This window comes from Vibrio syngnathi, from assembly GCF_002119525.1.
Classification (GTDB): domain Bacteria; phylum Pseudomonadota; class Gammaproteobacteria; order Enterobacterales; family Vibrionaceae; genus Vibrio; species Vibrio syngnathi.
Genome location: NZ_CP017917.1, coordinates 1,015,712 through 1,038,617, shown reverse-complemented (window position 1 = coordinate 1,038,617; position 22,906 = coordinate 1,015,712). Strand labels below are relative to the sequence as shown.

18 protein-coding genes are annotated in these 22,906 nt (G+C 45.4%); 12 read left to right on the top strand and 6 right to left on the bottom strand.

Features of this window, described 5'->3' with window-relative positions; genetic code table 11:
- Positions 1 to 60: 60 nt before the first annotated feature.
- The 5 genes from K08M4_RS19425 to K08M4_RS19405 all read left to right on the top strand — a co-directional run bounded on the left by K08M4_RS19425 (position 61) and on the right by K08M4_RS19405 (position 6,438).
- A complete protein-coding gene (locus K08M4_RS19425) occupies positions 61 to 1,956 on the top strand; it encodes an extracellular solute-binding protein (protein ID WP_086051090.1) in 1,896 nt (631 codons plus the stop codon).
- Between the two features lie 12 nt (positions 1,957 to 1,968).
- A complete protein-coding gene (locus K08M4_RS19420; RefSeq protein WP_086051089.1) occupies positions 1,969 to 3,057 on the top strand; it encodes a microcin C ABC transporter permease YejB in 1,089 nt (362 codons plus the stop codon).
- 31 nt (positions 3,058 to 3,088) lie between these two features.
- Positions 3,089 to 4,111, top strand: coding sequence for an ABC transporter permease (locus K08M4_RS19415; protein ID WP_086051088.1), 1,023 nt, complete (start codon positions 3,089 to 3,091; stop codon positions 4,109 to 4,111).
- A gap of 9 nt (positions 4,112 to 4,120) precedes the next feature.
- On the top strand, positions 4,121 to 5,773 hold the full coding sequence (gene yejF / locus K08M4_RS19410; protein WP_086051087.1) for a microcin C ABC transporter ATP-binding protein YejF: 1,653 nt from the start codon (positions 4,121 to 4,123) through the stop codon (positions 5,771 to 5,773).
- Positions 5,774 to 5,889: 116 nt separating this feature from the next.
- Positions 5,890 to 6,438, top strand: coding sequence for an RNA-binding S4 domain-containing protein (locus K08M4_RS19405; protein ID WP_086051086.1), 549 nt, complete (start codon positions 5,890 to 5,892; stop codon positions 6,436 to 6,438).
- Positions 6,439 to 6,689: 251 nt separating this feature from the next.
- On the opposite strand, the gene K08M4_RS19400 is transcribed toward K08M4_RS19405, so the two are convergent.
- On the bottom strand, positions 6,690 to 7,571 hold the full coding sequence (locus tag K08M4_RS19400; RefSeq protein WP_086051085.1) for a LysR family transcriptional regulator: 882 nt from the start codon (positions 7,569 to 7,571) through the stop codon (positions 6,690 to 6,692).
- Between the two features lie 157 nt (positions 7,572 to 7,728).
- Between K08M4_RS19400 and K08M4_RS19395 the strand changes: the two genes are divergently transcribed.
- The 7 genes from K08M4_RS19395 (at position 7,729) to K08M4_RS19360 (ending at position 17,287) form a co-directional block, all read left to right on the top strand.
- Positions 7,729 to 8,127, top strand: a complete 399-nt coding sequence (locus K08M4_RS19395) for a RidA family protein (RefSeq protein ID WP_004730412.1) — start codon at positions 7,729 to 7,731, stop codon at positions 8,125 to 8,127.
- A 199-nt stretch (positions 8,128 to 8,326) separates the two neighbouring features.
- On the top strand, positions 8,327 to 9,787 hold the full coding sequence (locus K08M4_RS19390) for an aldehyde dehydrogenase family protein (protein ID WP_198299353.1): 1,461 nt from the start codon (positions 8,327 to 8,329) through the stop codon (positions 9,785 to 9,787).
- A gap of 205 nt (positions 9,788 to 9,992) precedes the next feature.
- Positions 9,993 to 10,988, top strand: coding sequence for a membrane dipeptidase (locus K08M4_RS19385; protein ID WP_086051083.1), 996 nt, complete (start codon positions 9,993 to 9,995; stop codon positions 10,986 to 10,988).
- 231 nt (positions 10,989 to 11,219) lie between these two features.
- Positions 11,220 to 12,827, top strand: a complete 1,608-nt coding sequence (locus K08M4_RS19375) for a BCCT family transporter (protein WP_086051082.1) — start codon at positions 11,220 to 11,222, stop codon at positions 12,825 to 12,827.
- A gap of 254 nt (positions 12,828 to 13,081) precedes the next feature.
- On the top strand, positions 13,082 to 14,884 hold the full coding sequence (locus K08M4_RS19370) for a hypothetical protein (RefSeq protein WP_086051081.1): 1,803 nt from the start codon (positions 13,082 to 13,084) through the stop codon (positions 14,882 to 14,884).
- The gene (locus K08M4_RS19365; RefSeq protein WP_086051080.1) at positions 14,881 to 15,618 is read left to right on the top strand and encodes a DUF3726 domain-containing protein; all 738 of its coding nucleotides are present in this window, start codon (positions 14,881 to 14,883) and stop codon (positions 15,616 to 15,618) included. The genes K08M4_RS19370 and K08M4_RS19365 overlap by 4 nt, the downstream gene beginning before the upstream one ends.
- A gap of 376 nt (positions 15,619 to 15,994) precedes the next feature.
- Positions 15,995 to 17,287 (top strand): alpha/beta fold hydrolase, encoded by a 1,293-nt coding sequence (locus K08M4_RS19360; RefSeq protein ID WP_086051079.1) that lies wholly within the window; start codon positions 15,995 to 15,997, stop codon positions 17,285 to 17,287.
- A gap of 138 nt (positions 17,288 to 17,425) precedes the next feature.
- Here the strand turns inward: K08M4_RS19360 and K08M4_RS19355 are convergent, their stop codons facing one another.
- The 5 genes from K08M4_RS19355 to K08M4_RS19335 form a co-directional block, all read right to left on the bottom strand.
- Positions 17,426 to 17,653, bottom strand: coding sequence for a PAS factor family protein (locus K08M4_RS19355; protein WP_004730426.1), 228 nt, complete (start codon positions 17,651 to 17,653; stop codon positions 17,426 to 17,428).
- Positions 17,654 to 17,880: 227 nt separating this feature from the next.
- Positions 17,881 to 20,037, bottom strand: a complete 2,157-nt coding sequence (locus K08M4_RS19350; protein WP_086051078.1) for a cytochrome c — start codon at positions 20,035 to 20,037, stop codon at positions 17,881 to 17,883.
- A complete protein-coding gene (locus K08M4_RS19345) occupies positions 20,034 to 20,648 on the bottom strand; it encodes a cbb3-type cytochrome c oxidase subunit II (RefSeq protein ID WP_009844942.1) in 615 nt (204 codons plus the stop codon). The genes K08M4_RS19350 and K08M4_RS19345 overlap by 4 nt, the downstream gene beginning before the upstream one ends.
- Entirely contained in the window at positions 20,649 to 22,073 is a 1,425-nt protein-coding gene (gene ccoN, locus K08M4_RS19340) for a cytochrome-c oxidase, cbb3-type subunit I (RefSeq protein WP_086051077.1), read from the bottom strand.
- A gap of 24 nt (positions 22,074 to 22,097) precedes the next feature.
- On the bottom strand, positions 22,098 to 22,484 hold the full coding sequence (locus tag K08M4_RS19335; protein WP_004730436.1) for a c-type cytochrome: 387 nt from the start codon (positions 22,482 to 22,484) through the stop codon (positions 22,098 to 22,100).
- Positions 22,485 to 22,906 lie beyond the last annotated feature (422 nt).

Sequence of the window (22,906 nt, the reverse complement as noted above, 5' to 3'; positions counted from 1 at the left end):
CATTCAAAGCCGATTAATCAACTTGAATATAGAATTCATGACATTTGAAGGGAGAGTCAAATGGGAACAGTTTTTCGACGAAAAGCCTCGCAGCGCACTCAGTTTTTCAGGTCTAATTTGAAGTCCTGTGCAGTCATGTTGCCGCTTATTGTTTTACACCCCTCCGTTACTCACGCTTCTGATACCCAATCAACTCCTGCTGTCACCGTTATTGAAACCACTCAACTGGTCGGTTTTGGTGAAGCAAAATATCCTGTCGATTTCACTCACTTTGATTACGTCAATCCTGATGCGCCAAAACTAGGCAAAGTGACCTATGGCAGCATTGGTACTTACGATAGCTTTAATCGATTCGGTTCCCGAGGCGTTGCTGCCAGCTATACGGGTGAGATTTACGATACCTTGATGTTTTCTCCGAGCGACGAGATTGATGCGTATTATCCATTGATTGCTTCAAAGGTTCGCTACTCCAGTGATTTCACTTGGATGGAAATCGATATCAACCCAAATGCTAAATTCCAAGACGGCAAGCCAATCACCGCGCACGATGTTGCTTTCACTTTCGATAAGTTTTCCAAAGAGGGCGTGCCTCAATATCGCGTGTATTACAAAGAGATCGAATCAGTAACCGCGGTCTCTGATTTGGTTGTTCGTATTGAGATGAGCAAGCCAAACCGTGAGAAGCTGTTTAGTTTTGCCCAAAGCACTCGCGTATTACCCAAACATTTTTGGAAAGACAGAAAGTTGTCTGAGCCGCTGAGTGAGCCGCCTGTAGGCAGTGGTCCATACAAAATCATCAGCTATAAATCGGGTCAAAGTGTTACCTACGGATTAGATAAAAATTACTGGGCTGCGGATCTGCCCGTTAACGTTGGTCGCAATAACTTCAAGCAAGTGCAGTACGATTACTATCGCGATGACACCGTAATGCTGGAAGCCTTCAAAGCAGGGGAGTTCGATCTTCGAACGGAAAACTCGGCTAAGTTCTGGGCTAATTCATACACGGGCGCAAACTTCGACAAAGGCTACATCATTAAAGAAGAGATCAACCATGAGAAGCCAGAGACGACTCTAGGTTTTGTCTTCAATATTCAATCTCCTGTGTTCTCTGATCCTAAAGTTCGAGAAGCGTTAACCTACGCGATGGACTTTGAGTGGATGAACAAGAACATGTTTTATGGTCAGTACAAACGGACTCGCAGTTATTTTCAAAACACCGACTATGAAGCGAAAGGCTTACCAAGCGAAGCTGAAGTCGAGTTGTTGTCTCAATACAAAGATCAAATTCCGCCAAGAGTTTTCACCGAAGAATTCCAGCCATCAGTGACCGATGGCAGTGGCCGTATTCGTAGCCAAATGCGTACTGCTTTCAAGCTTTTAAAAGAAGCAGGGTGGGTACTGAAAGACAAAGTAATGACCAACGAAAAGACCGGAAAGCCGATGTCATTTGAGTTGCTGATTTACAGCCCAACCACAGAACGTATCGCAACACCTGTTCAAAAGAACCTGAAACGTATGGGTATCGAAATGAAGATTCGTACTATCGATACCACTCAGTACATCAAGCGTCTTCGTGATCGCGATTTCGATATGGTGTCTTCATCGTTTTCGGCCAACCCTTATCCTAGCCCAAACTTAATGATCGTTTGGAACTCTAACTACATTGATTCTACTTACAATACTGCAGGTGTAATGGATCCGGTGGTTGACGCGTTAACAGAAGAAATTGCGCGTAACCAACAACATCCTGAAAAGCTTCTTACACTAGGTCGTTCACTTGACCGTGTATTGCAGTGGAACTTCTACAACATCCCTCAATGGCACGTTGGTGAATATCGCGTTGCAATGTGGGACAAGTTTGAGCGTCCAGATGTATTACCTAAATACGATTTAGGTATCGATACATGGTGGATTTCAGAAGAGAAGGCGGCTTTGCTTCCTGAAAAACGTCGCTAGGAGTTAGTTAGCATGGCCGCGTATATATTTCGGCGTTTACTGTTGGTGATCCCCACGTTGTGGGCGATCATCACCATTAACTTTTTCATTATTCAGATCGCCCCTGGTGGTCCGGTAGAGCAAGCCGTTGCTCAATTAGAAGGGCACAACTCCGGTATCATGGAGCGCTTTTCTGGTGGTGGACAAGAAGTTGATTTAAGCGAAAGTGACCAAGCGTCTGCCAGTGGCTATAAAGGCTCTCGCGGGCTTGATCCTGAAGTGGTTGAAGAGATCAAAAAGCAGTTTGGTTTTGATAAGCCGATTCATGTTCGCTACTTCGACATGTTGAAAAATTACGCGACCTTTAACTTCGGTGAAAGCCTGTTTAAAGGCGGCAACGTTATTGATTTGATCATCGAGCGACTGCCTGTCTCCGTTTCCTTAGGGCTCTGGAGTACGTTAATTATCTATGTGATTTCGATACCCTTGGGCATTATGAAGGCGATACATCACGGATCTCGGTTTGATATTTGGTCGAGTGCAGTGGTGATTGTTGGCTATGCCGTACCGGGCTTCTTGTTTGCGATTATCCTGATTATTTTGTTCGCCAGTGGCAACTACTTCAGTTGGTTCCCATTGCGTGGGTTAGTGTCGAGTAACTTCGACCAGCTTAATTGGTATCAGCAAATTGGCGACTATTTCTGGCACTTAGCGTTGCCAATTTTTGCGATGGTCATCGGTGGTTTCGCCACACTTAGCATGCTGACCAAAAACTCCTTCCTTGATGAAATCAATAAGCAATATGTAGTGACCGCACGAGCGAAAGGCTTGGACGAGAGCAGTATTCTCTATAAGCACGTTTTCCGTAACGCCATGCTGATCATTATTGCGGGTTTCCCAAGCGCATTTATTAGTATTTTCTTCACGGGTTCTATGTTGATTGAAGTGATGTTTTCACTCGAAGGCATCGGCCTTCTCGGCTTTGAGTCGACCATTCAACGTGACTATCCCGTGGTGTTCAGTTCTCTCTATATCATGACCTTGCTTGGCTTGGTGCTGAGCATTATCTCCGACCTGACGTATACCTGGGTTGACCCTCGAATTGATTTTGAAGCGCGTTAATGGCGAATGAATAACAAGGTATTGATAATAAATGTTTAACAACCCTTTAGCTGAAGCTCGTTGGTTACGTTTTAAAGCAAACAAGCGTGGTTTTATCTCCCTTTGGATATTTACCATTCTGTTTGGATTGAGCCTGTTCGCAGAGATCATTGCCAATGATAAGCCACTCTTGGTGTCTTATGATAATCAGTGGTATGTGCCTGTTATCAATGAATACGCAGAGACAGAGTTTGGTGGCGAGTTTGAAACCGAAGCCGACTACAAAGACCCGTATGTTATCGAACTCATTGAAGACAGCGGTTATATCGTGTGGCCAATCATTCCGTTTAGCTACGACACGATAAACTTCGATATTTCAGGTGCGGTGCCATCTGAACCCGATTCAGTGAACTGGCTAGGAACCGATGATAAAGGGCGAGATGTGTTAGCCCGCATCATTTATGGGTTCCGTATTTCGGTTCTGTTTGGTTTTATTCTGACGATAGTATCGAGTGTGGTCGGTGTCGTCGTTGGGGCGACACAAGGTTACTACGGTGGTTGGGTTGATCTATTCGGACAACGTTTCATTGAAGTCTGGTCTGGCATGCCGACCCTATTCTTGCTGATTATTTTGTCTAGCTTTATCGAGCCTAACTTCTGGTGGTTGCTCGGGATTATGGTGTTGTTCAGTTGGATGAGCCTTGTGGGGATTGTTCGGGCCGAGTTCTTGCGCTGCCGTAATTTCGATTATGTACGCGCGGCACAAGCGATGGGCGTTGATGACAAACGCATTATGCTTCGCCACATGCTACCCAACGCGATGGTGGCTTCGTTAACCATGATGCCGTTTATCCTTTCAGGCTCGGTCACCACATTAACGTCGTTAGATTTCTTAGGCTTTGGTTTGCCTGCGGGTTCGCCTTCATTAGGTGAGCTATTGGCGCAAGGTAAAGCTAACTTGCAAGCGCCTTGGCTTGGTATCTCTGCTTTCGTCGTGCTTTCACTGATGCTTACGTTACTTGTCTTCGTTGGTGAAGCGGTACGTGATGCCTTCGACCCACATCAACAGAAGTAAGGATAAGTTATGACTTCAAATACAGCTCCTACTTCAGGGTCAACAGCAGAGGCTTCTAATGTATCTCCAGTTCTGACCATAGATGAATTGTCTGTCGGTTTCGGGCGTAAAGATTCGATAGAACAAGTGACGCAAGATGTCTCGTTGGAGATATACAAAGGTGAGACACTCGCGCTGGTGGGCGAGAGTGGCTCCGGTAAATCGGTTACAGCTAACTCGATTCTAAAACTGTTACCTAAAGGTTCGTCGCACTACTTAAACGGTAAGATTAACTTCTCTGGTACCGATATCCTGAGTTGTTCTGAAAGACAGCTGCGCGGGATTCGTGGCGGCCGTATTGGAATGATCTTCCAAGAGCCTATGGTTTCGCTTAATCCACTTCATCGAGTCGGCAAGCAACTGGTTGAAACTCTTTCTATTCACCGAGGTATGAGAACCAATAAAGCGCAAGCCTTGGCGATAGAGTGGCTTTCAAAGGTGGGTATTCGTTACCCAGAACAGAAGATATCAGCCTACCCGCATGAGTTGTCTGGTGGAGAGCGTCAACGCGTGATGATCGCAATGGCACTAATCAACGAACCTGAGCTACTTATCGCTGATGAACCCACGACAGCATTGGATGTATCGGTACAAGCGCAGATTTTGGATTTGTTGAAAGACCTGCAACAAGAACTCGGTATGGCGATGCTCTTTATCACTCATGACTTAAGTATCGTTCGTAAGATTGCCGACAGAGTCGCGGTAATGAAAGACGGTCGCCTTGTTGAAAGTAATGATTGCAAAACACTCTTTAATGATCCATCTCATCCTTACACGCAAAAGCTTATCAACTCTGACCCGAAAGGCTTGCCCGTTCCAGTTTCTCCGCAAAGTGAACCTCTGCTTGATGTAAACCAACTTCGTGTTTGGTTCCCCATTACAGGGGGCTTATTTAAGCGCACAATTTCGCATATAAAGGCAGTGACCGATATGGAGTTCACCTTGAAAAAAGGGCACTCCATCGGCTTGGTAGGTGAGAGTGGTTCTGGCAAATCAACAACGGGTATGGCGATATTGAAATTGGTGCAAAGTGAAGGCTCGATTACTTACGCAGATGAACAAATTCAAGGCTTAAATCGCCAACAGATGCTACCGTTTCGAAGTCGTATGCAAGTGGTCTTTCAAGACCCATTCTCTGCCTTGAACCCAAGAATGTCAGTGGCTCAAGTGATTGGTGAGGGTTTGTTAGTTCATCAACAATTGGACGACAGTGAACTCGACCAACGCATCTGTGACGTAATGAAAGAGGTCGACCTCGATCCCGAAACTCGTCACCGTTACCCCAACGAATTTTCTGGCGGGCAAAGGCAACGTATCGCGATTGCTCGTGCTTTGATTTTAAAGCCAGAGTTTATCTTACTAGATGAACCGACATCGTCACTCGACAGAACCGTTCAGGCGCAAGTGCTAGACTTACTTAAGTCATTACAAGAAAAGTACGGTTTGACTTATTTGTTCATCAGCCATGATTTGAATGTCGTGAAATCCTTGTGTCACTACACCATAGTCATGAAAGCTGGCGAGGTGATAGAGAAGGGCGATACGGAAACTTTATTCGGCAATCCCCAGCATGAATACACCAAGCAACTTGTCAGCCTTTCGAATGTTGGTGGTGCGGTGTAAAGTGGGTGCGTAACGAGAACAAACGAGTGCTCGGTGAATTCAACATGGTCATTTAGTTGTTTTAAGATTACACTGCGCCCAATATTTCAGAAGTACATATTTAGGTAGAGGTCACCATGGACCAAGAACATTACGAAGACGCTGACTACGAAGGCCAAGAGCTGGGCGAAGAAGGCGAAGAGATTGAAATTGAAGCAATTGGTATCGATGTTTCATCACAGCCAATCGAGCTCTACAAAGTGTTTAAAATTGCGAACCTCGTGAGTGGTGGCGGTGAAGCTAAACACATCATCTCTGAGGGCTACGTAGCAGTAAATGGTGAACTAGAAACGCGTAAGCGTCGTAAAATGTACGATGGCGACTTCTTTGAATTCAACCAAGAATACTATGTAGTGGTGTGTGATCAGCCAGTACAAGAAGAATCAGAAAAGCCGAAAAAGAAAGAAGCGCCTAAAAAAGACAACAAGGCGAAGAAAGGTCAGTCTAAAAAGGATTCTAAGAAGAAAGAGTCTAAGAAAAGCAAAGCAGAAATGCTAAGCGCAACGGCTGAACCAAAGAAAGAGAAAAAAGAGAAGAAGAAAGAAAGCAAACCGAAAAAGAAAGCGGATACGCCTAAGCCACAACGTGACGACAAAAGCGGCCGTAACTCGATTGAATTCTTCTAAACTAGAGCTCTAAACTGCTTTTCTAAAACTATTCGTTTGAACATTAAGCAACGTTAGACCTAGGTTTTACGTTAAGCAGACATCAAAAGGCTCACTAGTTAGTGAGCCTTTTTTGTATCGAAAAATTAAACCTAAACCAATCTGGTGCAAGACAATAATTTTACAGATGGGGTTCTTCAGGCTGCAATATTCTCTACTTAGTCTACTTAGTCTACTTAGTCTACTTAGTCTGCTTAGTCTGCTTAGTCTGCTTAGTCTTCATAGCTTAGGTATTGAATGCACAAGTCATGGAAAGCCTGCGCTTGTGGCGAGATCGTACGATCAGCCAACCTGAAAATACCGATCTGGCGCTGTAAGGGCGGGTCAATTAACGGAATCCACACCAAGCGGGTTTCATTGGTTGGGAAAGCCAGTTTAGGTAGCGTGGTCACGCCTATCCCGAGCTCTAACACCGAAAACAACGAAGTAATATTTTCTACTGAATACAGAGCTTGTTCGCTGAGCATTCGTGCAGGTGTTGGGTCAAGTAGGGTACAAGTCCCGTTGCGGATGAAGGGTTGTTTTAACAACGTTTGCCATTCTATTCCCTCTCGTTGAGAGGCGATAGGGTTGTCTTTGAGGCACACCACACCGATAGGATCGGAGAGTAAAGGCGTGAAGTCGATGCTTTCTTCTTCTAAATGGGAGCTATTTCCGAGGGCAACATCCACCTCTCCAGACAGCAATCTTGCTTCTACACCCGCCGCGTTATCATCAATCAAGCTGACTTCAACATTCGGGTACTGTTCACAAAAAGCCCCTAAAACACTAGGGATTAATTTTGCCGCTACTGATGGTACGCTTGCTATTCGAACTCTTCCTTGTTGTCCTGCCGCGGCTGCGCGCAAGTCATTATCTAAAGCTTTGTAAACATTCAGGAATTGAATGATCTTTGGCAAACATATTTCCCCGAAAGGTGTCAGCGTTGATTTGTTGCCTGTTTCAAACAGTGGCTGGCCAAGTATTTTTTCCAACTCTTTTATCGACGTAGAAAGTGCCGCTTGTGATCGATTTGCACGGTGAGACGCCGCTCGAAATCCGCCTTCTTCGACTACTAAAACAAAATGTTTTAACTGTTGTAGCTTAATACTCATCGCACTGATCCTTCTCTAGCCCTTGCTATACCTTACTTTTTGAAAGGTGATAGATTTTATTTATCAAATGCACAAAATTTACCGTTAGATTTATCAGTCGTCAAGGTGCAGTATTTAACCATCTTGAAACATAGTTGTTACAAAGTTGGATGGAATCGTGAACGCACAAACTAAAAAACACCCAGTAAAAACCGAGCTTTTCGCTTCAAAAGCACCACTAGAGTGGGCAATCGTTAATAACGGCACTCTATACACAGCGCAGATTCCAATTGATGAAACTGGCGCAGTAGTAGAAGGCGGTATCGAAGCGCAAACGCGTCAGACTTTTAACAACCTTGTTCATACATTGGAGTGCGCAGGCGAATCTATGGATTCAGTGCTGCAAGTTCTGATTTACGTGACAGACCGTGAATATCTAAAAACGGTAAATAGCGTATACGGAGAATACTTCAATGCACCTTATCCAAACCGTGCTGCGGTCGTCGTTGCAGGGTTAGCAAGAGAAGAGATGCTGGTCGAGTTCGTGGTTTACGCATCAGCCTCTCAACCTGAATAATCAGACTGTGAACTAAAGCTATTTGCGGTTCAAAACTCTTTTAAATTGAAGTGGTTTATTGATACAAGCGATTTGGTTCACTTTAGAAACAAAATATACATCTTATTTTAGCAATTAATTACCTGAATATTAACAGTTTATTAATTAACCAGATGGTTGCCAGACTCAACCGCAACCTAACCGTTACAAGGACAGAATGATGACTCAATTACAGAATGTTCAAGCAGAAAACGCACTTTACATTGGCGGCGAATGGCAAGCGGGTGTAAGCACCGTTGCGAACATTAACCCATCAGATATTTCTGAAAACATCGGTAACTTTGCACAAGCAAGTGCTGACCAAGTTCAACAAGCGATTTCAGCGGCGAAGCACGCTCAACCAGAGTGGGAAAAAACGCCGATTGAACGTAAGCAAGCGGTACTTCAAGCGATTGGTGATGAGCTGATTGCACGTTGTGATGAGCTAGGTACGTTGCTTTCTCGTGAAGAAGGTAAGCCTTTTGCTGAAGGTCGTGGTGAGATTTACCGTGCAGGTCAGTTCTTCCAGTATTTTGCGGCTGAAGTACTTCGTCAAATTGGCGACAACGCAGAATCAGTACGCCCTGGCGTTTCTGTTGAAGTGACTCGTGAAGCGGTGGGTGTTATCGGCATCATCTCTCCTTGGAACTTCCCGACAGCAACAGCGGCTTGGAAAATCGCTCCAGCATTGGCTTTCGGTAACAGCGTTATCTGGAAACCAGCAAACCTAACCCCAGCAAGTGCGGTTGCGCTAACTGAAATTATCCACCGCCAAGGCATGCCAGCAGGCACGTTTAACCTTGTTCTAGGTAGCGGTTCGAAAGTAGGTGATGCACTGATCAACTCTAAAGAAGTGAACGGTGTGAGCTTTACTGGTTCTGTTGATACAGGTCGTAAGGTTGCGGCGGCTACAGCGCCAAACTTCGTTCGTTGCCAACTAGAGATGGGCAGTAAGAACGCACTTGTGGTTGCTGATGATGCTGATATCCAAACCGCCGTTGATGCAACTATCGCAGGTTCATTCTCTGGCGCAGGTCAAAAATGTACCGCATCTTCTCGTCTAGTGGTTATGGATGGCATTCACGACCAATACGTTGAAGCACTGATCAAACGTATGAGCGAGCTGAAAGTGGGTCACGCACTAGAAGACGGCGTATTCATGGGCCCTGTTGTTGACGGCAACCAACTTGAAGCAAACCTAGGTTGGGTTGAGAAAGCACGTCAAAGCGGCGGTGAGCTCGCATTTGGTGGCGAACGCCTAAGCATGAAACTTGAAGGTTTCTACATGTCTCCAACGCTGTTCTTGAACACGAAGAACGACTGGGAAGTGAACCAAGAAGAAGTGTTCGCACCAATGGCAAGCGTGATTCGTGTCGCTGACCTAGAAGAAGCTATCGCGACAACCAATGATACTCGCTTTGGTCTAACGGGCGGCATCATTACTCAAAGCCTACGTACTAGCGCGATGTTCAAGCAACAAGCGCAAACAGGCTGTGTGATGGTGAACCTACCAACAGCGGGCACCGATTACCACGTACCGTTTGGTGGTCGTAAAGAGTCTAGCTTCGGTCCTCGTGAACAAGGTCAATACGCGAAAGAGTTCTACACAGTAGTGAAGACGGCTTACCAGCGTCCTTACTAATCCACTTTTAAGAATTGGATAGCTGAGGATATTAAGTCCCTAGCTATCCAGCTACCGAATTGGCCTGATTCACAGAGTCAGGCCAACACCCAAACCAAAGCAGCAAACGAACTTAGACAAGTGATTTAACCCATTTTTGAAAACATGTTATTTGAGCGTGTTTTCAAAACCGAGCTAGAACACTGAGCTTTCAATAGGAGTGGTTATGTACCAGCAACGGATTGTTATAGATGGATTGCAATACTGCAATTGGAACAGAGAATATTTCCAAACACTAAAGGCGAGCGGCATTACAGCAGTTCACGCTACCGCGGTTTACCACGAGACAGCTCGTGAAACCTTATCTCGCTTTGCAGAGTGGAACTTAAGATTCGAGCAGAATGCAGACATTATCATGCCGATTCACTCAATGGCTGATGTTGAGGCTGCAAAAGCGACCGGTAAAGTCGGTATTTTCCTTGGTGCTCAAAACTGTTCTCCAATCGATGATGAGATTGGTCTTATCGAAGTGATGCGCAAACAAGGTCTTCTGATCATGCAACTGACGTACAACAACCAGAGTTTATTAGCGACAGGTTGCTACGAGAAGAACGACACCGGTATTACTCGTTTCGGTAAACAAGCCATCGAAGAGATGAACCGAGTGGGCATGATCATCGATATGTCTCACAGTGCCGAGCGTTCAACACTTGAAGCGATTGACCTGTCTTCTCGTCCTATTTGTATCAGCCATGCGAACCCAACGTTTGCTCATGATGCACTACGAAACAAATCAAACGATGTGATTAAAGCCCTCACCGAACGCGGTGGCTTAATCGGATTCAGCTTATACCCATTCCACCTACCAAACGGCAGCCAATGTACGTTGGAAGACTTCTGCCAAATGGTTGCGACGACAGCCGATATGGTCGGCGTAGAGCACCTAGGAATTGGCAGTGACCTATGCTTAAACCAGCCTCAAGCCGTTCTTGAATGGATGAGAAATGGTCGTTGGTCTAAAGCAATGGACTACGGCGAAGGCTCTGCGAACAACTCAGGTTGGCCAGATGCGTTGCCTTGGTTCTGCGGTAGTGCGGGTATGGAAAATATTTATAACGGATTGATGCGTCATGGTTTCAGCGAGTCTGAAGCTGGGCAAGTCTTGGGAGAAAACTGGTTTAATTTCTTGAAAGATGGCCTAGAGCCTCAAAGCAAGGGTTAAGTGCTTTCTCAGTAGCAATCATCGAATTAGCAGCCTTCTAATTAACGTTCATTTAGACGTGCTGTTTTAACCAATGTCACTATTCAAAAGGAACAACGGTCTATTTCGCAACGCGGTAACCCAAACATGGATTAGCCTGCCCAACACAAAAAACAATAGGGCAGGTGTTAAATACACCTCTTGTAGTCATCATTAAAGTGACAGCTGCAAAGAAACCTCTGGAGTCAGAGTATGTCTGATTTAACCAATAGCGTGAAATCTTCAAACGTAAATGCGGGTCAAACACACACAGCAAGTAATACAACAAGCCAAAATACACAGTCTGAATCTACTTCAGACAAATTAGGACTAACCAACCCAGCACTATGGTACAGCGGCGGTTTTATCGCTCTGTTTGTAGCCCTTGCTCTATTTGATGGCGAGCTGTTATCAAGTCTAGTAAACGCGGGCTTTGCATGGTCTGTAAAAGTGTTCGGCCCTTACTGGCAAATGCTCCTTCTTCTGACTTTTCTTATTGGTCTTGGCCTAGCGGCAGGGCGAACAGGTAAGGTTATCCTAGGTGGCATAGCTAAACCTGAGATGGATGGCTTCCGTTGGATGGCTATCATTTTCTGTACGCTATTGGCGGGTGGCGGTGTATTTTGGGCGGCAGCAGAGCCTATCGCTCACTACGTTAGCCCACCACCCTTGTATGGCGCACAAGAAAACGCACAACAAGGCGCGGTGAATGCGTTATCACAATCATTCATGCACTGGGGCTTCCTCGCATGGGCAATTGTGGGCAGCTTAACGTCTATCGTGGTTATGCACCTTCACTACGACAAAGGCTTGCCTCTTAAACCTCGTATTTTGCTTTACCCAGTTTTGGGCGAAAGAGCACTGAAAGGCCACACTGGCGCACTGATTGATGCATGTTGTATTGTCGCTGTAGCGGCGGGTACTATCGGTCCGATCGGCTTCTTGGGCTTGCAAGTCAGCTACGCTCTGAACGAACTGTTTGGTATTCCAGATGGCTTCACAACACAGCTAATCATCATCTTGTTCGCTATCGTGCTTTACACATTGTCGGCATTAAGTGGTCTAAACCGCGGAATGCAAATGCTAAGCCGTTACAACGTAATTTTAGCAATGGCATTGATGGTCTACATTCTGATCTTCGGCCCAACGAACTTCATCTTCAATGGCTACATCCAAGGTGTAGGCAGCATGATAGATAACTTCATCCCAATGGCAACATACCGTGGTGACGAAGGATGGTTAAGCTGGTGGACAGTGTTCTTCTGGGGTTGGTTCTTAGGTTACGGCCCAATGATGGCAATCTTCATCGCTCGTATTTCACGCGGTCGTAGTATTCGCCAATTGGTATCAACCATTAGCCTTATTGCACCGTTTGTAACTTGCTTCTGGTTCACGATTGTTGGCGGCTCTGGTCTTGCGTTCGAAATTGCAGATCCAGGCAGTGTAAGTAAAGCGTTCGAAGGCTTCAACTTACCAGGTGCGCTACTGGCAGTAACTCAGCAGCTACCTATGCCAATGTTAATCTCTATTCTGTTCTTGATCTTAACCACGATCTTCATCGTAACGACGGGTGACTCGATGACTTACACCATCAGTGTGGTTATCAGTGGTGAGACAGAACCTAATGCAATTATTCGTACTTTCTGGGGTGTGATGATGGGGGTAACAGCGTTAATTCTGATTTCCCTTGGTTCTGGCGGTATTTCTGCGCTGCAATCGTTCATTGTTATCACAGCGGTACCGGTGTCCATAATCTTACTGCCATCGCTTTGGAATGCGCCTCAAATCGCAATCAAGATGGCAAAAGAACAGGGTTTGTAGAAGAGCAGGGTCTGTAAAGAAAAGAGCCTGTAGAGAAAACGCTCTCTAAAAATGAAAAAGAAACAAGGTGTCAGCCTTTGAAAGAAGGCTGACACAAGATTCCGAGAGGAACAGAAAAACCGTACTGGTGAAGATACACCGGGCGGCACGTATCTAGGTCAATCGATCTAGTCAGGACAAATAATAAGGGGTGAGTTCTCTTACCCCAAATAACGTGAACGCTAACCAACACACTGTAAAAACGAATGCTTCAAATGATGGCAACGATCGGTTCTGAATGGCTAGCAAAATCCTATAACTATAAGGTGGTGAGCAAAATGGATGCACATCGTTCTACCTACACTGAATCAGCATTGCGTGACGCAACCGTCGTCATGGCACCGGAAAGGCTAGGTGCTATGCACCAAACACGCATCAGCTTCGTGAGAACTTTGATTCGTAAAATGGCGCAGCAAGAATGGAAAGTGACGAAACATGAGTGGCAATTAGACGCTCACGGTTTTGGTCATGTTATCTATAAGCTAGCGACGCCAAACCATGTTTATCATTTGGTTGTTTTTTGCGATGAAATTGCAGACGACGAACGAAATGACCGTGTAATTGCTGAAAAGTGGGACGTAACGTTTGCGCTTGTTCTTGGTGATGTTGATGTCACCCTACTTGAAAGACTTCGTGCGAATGTACCGCTACAAGAAGCCGGCCGTAATCCAAATAACGTACTTGTTTTAGCGCGTGCAAACAAAAGTGTACGTGTGTTTGAACACATCGTGAGTCACCTGGCGAAAGGTGTTCAACCAACGCCAAAAGAACTGGCTGAAGTAGGTTACATCCTAAGAACCACTGCCGTTTATGGTAATGGCAAATTTGGCATTGCAGACTTTAAAATCTTAGAGAAAAATGAAGATTTTAATCAGTCATTTAGTGCGCAAATGTGTGCGGTTTATATGCTGCGTGAGTTCAGCCTAGATTGGGTTCATTACCTAGCAGAGCAACAGGGCGGCGAACAAGCGATTACCTTGCACAGAGGATTACAACGTTACCTTGGTGTTGGTAATGCGACTGGTTTAGGCATGGCGCCATACCTTATTAACCACCCAAGTATTGTCGATCAATGGATGACAACCCGTGAACATGCATTGGCGGACGTGTTGGCTAGTCAGACCGATACGGCGTTGATTGAGCCACTACGTACATACGTTAAAAAGGCGATTTGTCATTTAGAACAAGTTGTTACCATCAATGAAAACCAACAAGAGCTGAACAAAGCCGCTGTTGATGAGTTGAAACACGCAGAACAGTCATTAGAAGCTTCTGTGAACCATTGCGAGACATGGGCGCAGTTAGTTGAACAATCTAAGCACATGAGTATGGAAGCCCAAGAAATTCTTATCTCATGCTTGATGGAATTGTACCCAGAATTAGTGGACGCCCATCAAGAGCAAATGAATTGTAGCGAAACGCTGTCGCTTCCAAGCGGTAAAAAGATTCAAGACCTTTTGGTTGTGTTAGAAGAAAAGTACCGTTGGGCGATCACGACTGACTTTACGAAAGCAGAAAATAACTACTGGTTCTGGTATCGCTCTCAAGACAAAGAAGAGCCAAGGCTCGGTGTCCGAGGCGAGGAACTCGGCGAAGAGCGTGAACTGCCGTTAGATATCGGCCGTCAAGCTTACCGTTTGTACCATGCGTTATTGCAATTCGCGCCAGAACTGTCATTGGCTGAGTTTCTTGTTAAACAGCCACAGTACCGTGCAATTGCACGTCGAGTGTGGACGCTAGGAAACAAAGCGATGGGCGACATTCAAATGAATGTGTTGCACCAAGATTCGCCACCAATGCACTTACTGCGTTGTAAGCTAGCAATGTTTGGTGCAACGAAGTTTGATCCTCGCTCAGACCGTTGGGTTCGAGTGACGTTTTTCCAAGGCGCACCGCTGCTTGATGAAATTCATCAGGACGAATGGGTGTTCCCGCTGTTACCGAGTGAAGCGGAGATGGCTGACTCAAATAAAGTTCCTACACATATCGACGCTCAACATGGAGGTAAATCGTTATGATCGTTTCTCACAATGAACTGGTAGCGGCCGTTAATAAAGCCTTTTTGGGTATGCGTCGTACATGTGGTGAAGCCGATGTGATAGCGAACATGGTGGCAGATTTACAAATGGTCGGTTTGGATGGCGTTCGTCATTTTAACAATGCGAGCAATTTTATGGGGCTAGAAGACGATTGCCCTGTAGACATCCAAGTGAGAAGCGACAACACAGTTGAAGTGGACCTGCACAAGGCGAGCTTAGCGTGTCATCTTCCTGTGGTGATGGATTACGCCATTGAAAAAATGGTCGGCAAAAAGACGCTGAAAATCGAGCTAAACAACTGCCACAACCGTTGGTTAGCGTACAGCGAGCTTGTAAAACTGGCAGCGAAAGGTATTGCGTGCATGGCTCGTTGGGATAACGGCTCTAACCCTAAGAGCACTTTGTATGTTCTTAATCGTGGTTGCGTTGCTCCAGAACTGTTTTTATCAGATTTGCCACTGGCATCGGTCGAACATATCCACAATATGACCATCGAACTTTCCGTCCAGGATTTCGATATCGAACGTTTGTCAGATGGCTACCAAACACACATTGAATCAGAAGCACTTTTTAAAACTCAAGAGAAAGCGTGGAACGATGGCATTGAGGTTGATGATGGAGAGTGGGGCGCGTTGAAAGAGACTGCGACGGCTATCCTTGTCGAAAGTAGCCAACGTTCGACTCAAGGTGCAGGTGAACTGACGGCTTCGTAGTCGCTAGATTTAATAGGTTCATTAGAACAAATAGATTCGATAGATTAACGGCAAATAACCCAGTTAGTTTATCAACATAGATAAAACCAAAGAGCTTAACGTATCCTCACCTCGTTAAGCTCTTTTTATTTGTCCCTCTTTTTTTGCTTCACTCTTTTGATCTCTCGCTGGATTTACCTCTTCTAGACTGACTGTTTTGACACACGTTGTTACCCGTTGAGAGGTAATTGAACAATTAAACGAAGCACGTTCACATTCATGTTAAACAAACGGTTTCATTTACAAGCTACTATGCGTATCTTGCTCATATGGGTGCTAAAGGGCGCCATTTTTATTCGTACCAATGACTTTAGAATCAGATAAAAAGGAATGAAGCGTGCAAGCTAACTTTATTGATGGAACCACCCTGTATCGTCAGCACTCTTTCGAGTTGCCACTTGATTATCAAGCCAAAGATGGACAACAGATCCAAGTCTTCGCACGTGAACTGGTTGATCTCGCTAAAGATGCGCAAGAGCTGCCGTGGCTTATCTACTTTCAGGGCGGCCCAGGCTTTCCTTCTCCACGAGTAAGCGGCCAATCTGGTTGGTTGAAGCGTGCTTTGCAAAACTATCGTGTTCTGCTTCTTGACCAACGCGGCACAGGCAAAAGCACAGTGATTAGCCATGAAACTTTGGCCCATCTGTCTCCAGAACAACAAGTCGAATATTTAACGCATTTCAGAGCGGATAACATCGTTCGTGACGCTGAAGCGATTCGTGAGCAGTTTGGTATTAAACAATGGTCGACGATTGGTCAAAGCTTTGGTGGCTTCTGTACACTGAGCTATTTGTCACTGTTCCCACAGAGCTTGCAGCGTTGTTATGTAACGGGTGGTATTCCGTCTATTGAACGCGAAGCTGATGATGTTTATCGTGCGACTTACAAGCGTGTAGAAGATAAAAACAGAGCCTTTTTTGCTCAGTTCCCACAAGCACAAGCTATGTGTCGCGAGATCTCTGATTACCTGCTCAACAACGATGTGAGACTGCCAAACGGTCAGGTGTTTACAGTTGAACAGTTCCAGCTGATTGGTATTAACCTTGGTGGCGGAGAAGCGAATCTGCCGATGTATTTCACATTGGAGAGTGCGTTTGTTGAAGTGAGCGGAAGCAAGCAGTTAAGCTATAGTTTCCTAAATCAAATGCAGCAAGAGCAGGGCTACCTAACGAACCCAATCTACGCGATTTTGCATGAATCGATTTACTGCCAAGGTGCAGCGTCTAACTGGTCTGCACACCGAGTACGCGAGCAGTACCCACACTTTAACTACCAATCGGGTAGCGAGTTCTGGTTTACCGGAGAAATGGTGTACCCATGGATGTTCGATCAACTAGAAACGTTGAAGCCACTGCGTGAAGCAGCCAATCTATTAGCTGAGAAGTCAGATTGGGGTTCTTTGTACAATGCAGAGCAGCTAAGCAAGAATACGGTTCCAATGGCATGTGCAGTTTACGCTGACGACATGTACGTAGAACTGGATTACAGCCGTGAAACGCTGGCGAACATTCCAAACTCAAAAGCGTGGATCACCAACGAGTATGAGCACAATGGCTTGAGAGTCGATGGCGAAAGAATTGTAGATAAATTAATGACGATGGTTGAAGCGTTAGAAAACTTGCCAAAATAATTAGACGATTTACGTTAGAGGCCATCTGCGTTAAAGGCTATCTACGTCAGAAGCTATCTACGTTAGAAATCAGATACGCTAGAAACAAGAAAACGCTGTACAATGGCAGCGTTAAAGTTGAGATAGGTTGAAGGTTGTTTAGCTGTTTTCTAAGCCAACAATCTTGCGTGCAGACATCACTGCACTATCCAAATCGGTCAATCTACCAGCACTTGCTGGACCAAGAACTGATGAATACAAAGCCAACTGCTTCTCAAATGATAAATCTAATTGGTTATATAGATTTTGGCGGATTTGAGCGTGTTGCTGTGGCTTTGCGCTCGACAGGCCTTCCAACGTATCGTAGATGAGTGTAGTTGTATCCATATCTGTCCTTAGTACACCTTTATAAAATTTTGTATATTATGCACTTGATGTCATCTTTGTTCTGCGAGATTGATCGCATTATGTGCAGCTCTGCTTAATTGTGTAATCAGTTGGTTACAATTGTGTTGTTTGGCAAAGCGTCGAAAGGGTGCGTTTAGACAAAAGAAAAGGAGACACATTGGTCTCCCTTTGGTTTATTGCAACTCACTTTCTAAGCCATTTGTCTGTTACCGGATATTGATGGTGTTGTCTCTGCGGTCATACATGTCTGGAGTGGTGTGTAATCCTCCAGCGTAACCTGCTGCTTCAAGTGTTTCTCTTACCTCTCGTACGTGTTCCGCTGTGACGGGTTCCTCTCTATCTCCAAGGTGCAATCGCACGAAGGTGATCAACTCAGCCAACCTTTGATCCGACAGCACATCTTCAAAGCTTGCCATTGGCATGAAGTTTCTGTCTTTGTCGAGATAGGTGGGTTGTAGGCCGCGCACAGTCACCGCAATAGTGTTGAATGGGTCGCTGTGCATGATAATGCCGTTATTCAATAGCGTAGGGGCAATTGGGTCTCGTCCTTTACCATCGTCACCATGACAAGCTCCACATGTCTGGCGATACGTAGTGTAAATGTCAGTCGCGTAAGAGTCTTCATCAAACCCTTTAGGCTTTAACGGAACCGCGTCACTGGCAATGGTGTTGTTGATGTCACCGCTGAGTAGGTAATAAGACATCGACTCTATATCTTCACGTGTCATCAAGCTGAGGCTGTTTTTTACTACGTCTGCCATGCCCGCAAAAGCAGTACCTTTGTCTGAGTGACCCGTGTGTAAGAAATCGGTAAGTGTCGCTTCATCCCAACCATCGACATACAGCTCGTTGGCCGTGATATCGGGCGCATTCCAACCGTCAATCAAGTTACCTTGGAAAATACGTTCAGGTATCAGAGCTTGAGCAATGTTTCGCGGGGTATGGCACTCAGAGCAATGTCCAAGACCAGCAACCCAATATTTCCCTTGTTGCCATTTCTCAACGTTTTCGACTTCCGATTTAAGCTCTTCAGGCACTTGATAGTCAATCGGGTCGGTATCCATGAACACAATGTTCCAACCGAGCAACCCTAGACGAATGTTCGATGGGAACATCATGCTGTTGTCGTCATTGCGGCGAGGCACCGCGGTGATTGACTGCATGTATTCCCACAAATCGACCATGTCTTGGTCGGTGAGGTATTGATAAGAGGTGTAAGGCATTGCAGGGTACAGGTAACCATTCTTACCTTTACCTGCAACTAACGCGGCTTGGAAATCATCAAAGTCATAAGTACCAATACCTTCTGTTGTGTGGGGAGTAATATTGGTTGAATAGACGGTGCCAAAAGGTGTCACAAAAGGCAGTCCGCCAGCAAAAGGTTCGCCACCTTCGGCACTATGACACGCGACACAGTCACCGGCATAAGCCAGGTATTCACCACGTTCAATAGACTGAGCTTCTAGGTTCGCGAGTCTTTGCTGCTGCTCTGATCCCGCATGTCGGATGTAAGCACCCAGTGCGAGTATCTCGTTTTCCGTAAGCTGTTTATCAAACGCAGGCATCAGGTTGTTCAAGCCTTTATTGATAGTGTGTTGTATCTCTTCAATACTGCCGCCATGCAGCCAAATATCGTCGGAAAGATCAGGGACGCCGATCGCCGGATTCGCGATAGAACCATCGGCGTGACAAGACGAACAGTATTTTGCAAACAGCTCTTTGCCGACTTTGACTTTCACTTCTGGAACATCGGTATGGCGTTGATTGAGGGAAGCTAAGTAGTAAGAAACCTTAGCCACTTCATCGGGTCGCATTATCTCACTCCAACCCGGCATCGCACCATTTCGCCCTTTGGCGATCGAATGAATGATCGCTTCATCACTACCACCATATAGCCATTCTTGGTCAATAAGGTTAGGGAAGTGTTTCTGACCTTGAGCGTTGTCACGATGACAAGCCGCGCAGTGAGTTTGGAACAGAATCTGCCCGCTGTTCACTATTTCAGGAACACCAGCCAAGCCTTCGAGGGTTGTCTCTGCTGTTTGAGAAAATTGCTCGTTTAACGTTGTGCTGGGTGAGCTGAGCTTATCGTCGCTTTGTTTCCAATCGACTAATCCTTCCCATTCCCCTAATCCAGGGTAAAGGACTAAATAGCCTGCAGACATTAAGAAGGCAACGGCATAGCTAACAAAGAGTAGTTTTGGCGGTGGCGCATCTTTTTCTTCAATGCCATCAAAAGTACCAAGGGTGTGGTCTTGATCGGCCTGGTGATTGCTACGCCAGTATTTAACGACAACAGACACCATCAAAACAAAGAATATTAAGGTTAAAATTACCGCCCATAGATTCCAAAATGCACTCATTGTGATACCTCCTGTGACGTATCTTTACCAAGGCTTTGTAGATAGCGGATCAGAGCTTCACCTTTGGTTTTTCCTCTTACTTGTAATCTGGCATCGCCTATTTCTTGGTCAGTATAAGGAACGCCAAGTATGCGGAGGGTCTCCATTTTGTCGCTTATGTCGTCACCTGACAGAGTCTGTTCAAATAACCAAGGGTAGGCGGGCATGATCGATGTCGGTACGACTTTTCGAGGGTCAATTAGATGAATAGCATGCCACTGGTCAGAATACTTTCTACCTAGGTTAGTAAGGTCTGGCCCTGTACGTTTGGAACCCCACAAGTTAGGGAATTCATAGATATCGTCTGCTTCTTTATTCGGACGACCATTACGTTTCACTTCTGGCTCTAGAGGGCGAACCATTTGTGTGTGACATACATGACAGCCTTCACTGATGTAAATGTCTCGCCCTGCCAACTCAATAGGTGTGAGCGGCATCGCTAAGCTGCCTTTGGCAATATCGTCACCACGGACAATACTGGGCACTACCCAAACCAAAAGAGAAAAGGAAGCGACGACAACTGTGGTCAAAATTAAAATGACGATTGAATGTGTAAAGTCTTTACTCATCATTTAAGCCCCCTCATTAACGGCGTGTTTAGCGTTATGTACTACTGGCATACGAACGGTTTTAAATAAGTTAAATGCCATTAGGAATAAACCCAGAACAAACAGCGCACCACCAAAGAATCGTAAGAACAACCAAGGTGCTTTAAAGTCCATAGCCTCTACAAAGCTGTATATTAGTTCGCCATTTTCATTTTGAGCGAGCCACATATAACCTTCACCGATCCCCGCGACCCAAAGCGCAATCGCATAAATAGCGACACCAGCATGAGCAAGCCAGAAGTGCCACTTAATCAGTCGTCGTGACCAAAGGTCGGTTTGGCCCCACAAGCGTGGAATGAAGTAGTAAAAAACCGCTATCCCTGACATTCCCACCCATCCGAGTGCTGCGGAATGTACGTGGCCGATTATCCATTCGGTGTTGTGTGCCACCATATTGAACCAGCGAATAGCAAGTAGCGGGCCTTCGAATGTTGCCAAGCAGTAGTAAAGAATCGCTGAGAAAAAGAATAAAAGAATGTAGTCGGACTTCAGCTTTTCTTTGTTTTGTAGAAGGGTCATTGCGCTATTGAACGCACCGGCCCAAGAAGGGAGCCACAGGATCAAAGACATCACGATTCCGATGTTCTGAATCCAGATGGGAACGGAAGAGTAGATTAGGTGGTGCGTTCCGGCCCACGTGTAAAAGCCGACCAAGCCCCAGAAATGGATCACAGACAAGCGGTACGAATAGATAGGTCGATCCGCCGCTTTGGGTATGAAATAGTAATTCATACCGATCACACCAGCGGTCAGTAAGAAACCAACGGCATTATGTCCCCACCACCATTGAACAATCGCATCTTGAGCACCTGCGAATACAGAGTAGGACTTCATGGCCGAAACCGGCATCGCAAGATTGTTCACAATGAAAATCATGGCAACAACGATAATGAAAGCAGCAAAAAACCAGTTAGCCACAAAGATGTGGCTAACCTTACGCTTGGCTAGGGTGCCAAAGAACAACACTGCATAGAGCACCCAAACCAGCACGATCATTAAGTCGATTGGCCATTCAAGCTCTGCATACTCTTTTGAGCTGGTGTGGCCTGCGGGTAAGGAAATGACCGCAAGCAATAGAATAAATTGCCATCCCCAAAATACCATCCATGAAAGGCTTTTATTGAACAACTCACAATGGCCTGTTCGCTGGGCAATGTACAAAGATGTCCCCATCAAGATATTCACGACGAACCCGTAAATCACCCCAGATGTATGTAGCGGGCGCAGTCGACCAAACTGGAAATATTGAGAATCGAAGTTTAAGACTGGCCAATACAATTGCGCGGCGAGAATCACCCCGATGATCATACCTACGATTGCCCACACTAAAGACGCGATGATGAAGTACTTAACGACCTTAATGTTGTATTGCGGTGTCACTTGTTCCATAACAAGGCTCCTTGCCTAAAGCTTTTATTCGCTGACTGAATTTGATTCGTTGAGTGAGTTTGAATCGTTGCCGAGCATTGAATAGAAATAGGAAATGTCGCGGATGTCTTGGTCTGAAAGTGTGTCGGCTTGTTGCTGCATGAGAATTGCCAAACCACTGGTTCTTTCCCTTGTCTGATAGTCTTTTAACGAGGAAATGAGATATCCCACCTTTTGACCGCGAAGGTTCGGGTAGGGGTCTTGCGTTGAGATGCCATCAACGCCATGGCAGGTCATGCACACCTTTGCTTTCTGCTTACCTAACTCGAATTGTTCTTGATTAACGTCAGCAGAAACAGGAAACATGACCAACGTCATTACTAGGGTTGAAAGTGTCGTCATGGGGTTAAATTTTTTTATATTCAAACTCATTCTCGATTCCCTTGATTATGAAATGAGTAAGCTTTTTTAAGAGCGACACACAATACCTGCTGGTGGAATAGAAGTGACAGATATCAGAAAAATAGGCTCTCAAAGCTGCTTACGTTCGATTAAAGGTTATGCAGCAACAAGCATTCTTGCTACTTACTGACTCATATTTATTGTTAATTTTGATGGTCAGTACGTATTCAGTGGTTGGATTGGATTACTCATTGCCTTTAAAAAGCCGGGATTACTGGTATGAACGTTAATTAAAGTCTTATTTAGAGAAGGGTAAGGTGTTGTTCGCACCTGGTTACAGGAATGAAACGTTATCTGAGAAAGAGTCGAACTGCATCATTGAGAAAATAGGCAATGTCTAAGCAAGTCAAATGACCAATATGAACTAGACTCAATTTAGTGACCTTTTTAGA

Bases quoted from the DNA above. Each gene is read 5' to 3' on its own strand.
- K08M4_RS19420 (WP_086051089.1), top strand. From the start codon at position 1,969: ATGGCCGCGTATATATTTCGGCGTTTACTGTTGGTGATCCCCACGTTG.
- K08M4_RS19335 (WP_004730436.1), bottom strand. From the start codon at position 22,484: ATGAGTTTGAATATAAAAAAATTTAACCCCATGACGACACTTTCAACC.
- K08M4_RS19425 (WP_086051090.1), top strand. From the start codon at position 61: ATGGGAACAGTTTTTCGACGAAAAGCCTCGCAGCGCACTCAGTTTTTC.
- K08M4_RS19365 (WP_086051080.1), top strand. From the start codon at position 14,881: ATGATCGTTTCTCACAATGAACTGGTAGCGGCCGTTAATAAAGCCTTT.
- K08M4_RS19415 (WP_086051088.1), top strand. From the start codon at position 3,089: ATGTTTAACAACCCTTTAGCTGAAGCTCGTTGGTTACGTTTTAAAGCA.
- K08M4_RS19355 (WP_004730426.1), bottom strand. From the start codon at position 17,653: ATGGATACAACTACACTCATCTACGATACGTTGGAAGGCCTGTCGAGC.
- K08M4_RS19400 (WP_086051085.1), bottom strand. From the start codon at position 7,571: ATGAGTATTAAGCTACAACAGTTAAAACATTTTGTTTTAGTAGTCGAA.
- K08M4_RS19350 (WP_086051078.1), bottom strand. From the start codon at position 20,037: ATGAGTGCATTTTGGAATCTATGGGCGGTAATTTTAACCTTAATATTC.
- K08M4_RS19405 (WP_086051086.1), top strand. From the start codon at position 5,890: ATGGACCAAGAACATTACGAAGACGCTGACTACGAAGGCCAAGAGCTG.
- K08M4_RS19375 (WP_086051082.1), top strand. From the start codon at position 11,220: ATGTCTGATTTAACCAATAGCGTGAAATCTTCAAACGTAAATGCGGGT.
- ccoN (WP_086051077.1), bottom strand. From the start codon at position 22,073: ATGGAACAAGTGACACCGCAATACAACATTAAGGTCGTTAAGTACTTC.
- K08M4_RS19390 (WP_198299353.1), top strand. From the start codon at position 8,327: ATGACTCAATTACAGAATGTTCAAGCAGAAAACGCACTTTACATTGGC.
- K08M4_RS19385 (WP_086051083.1), top strand. From the start codon at position 9,993: ATGTACCAGCAACGGATTGTTATAGATGGATTGCAATACTGCAATTGG.
- yejF (WP_086051087.1), top strand. From the start codon at position 4,121: ATGACTTCAAATACAGCTCCTACTTCAGGGTCAACAGCAGAGGCTTCT.
- K08M4_RS19345 (WP_009844942.1), bottom strand. From the start codon at position 20,648: ATGATGAGTAAAGACTTTACACATTCAATCGTCATTTTAATTTTGACC.
- K08M4_RS19370 (WP_086051081.1), top strand. From the start codon at position 13,082: ATGATGGCAACGATCGGTTCTGAATGGCTAGCAAAATCCTATAACTAT.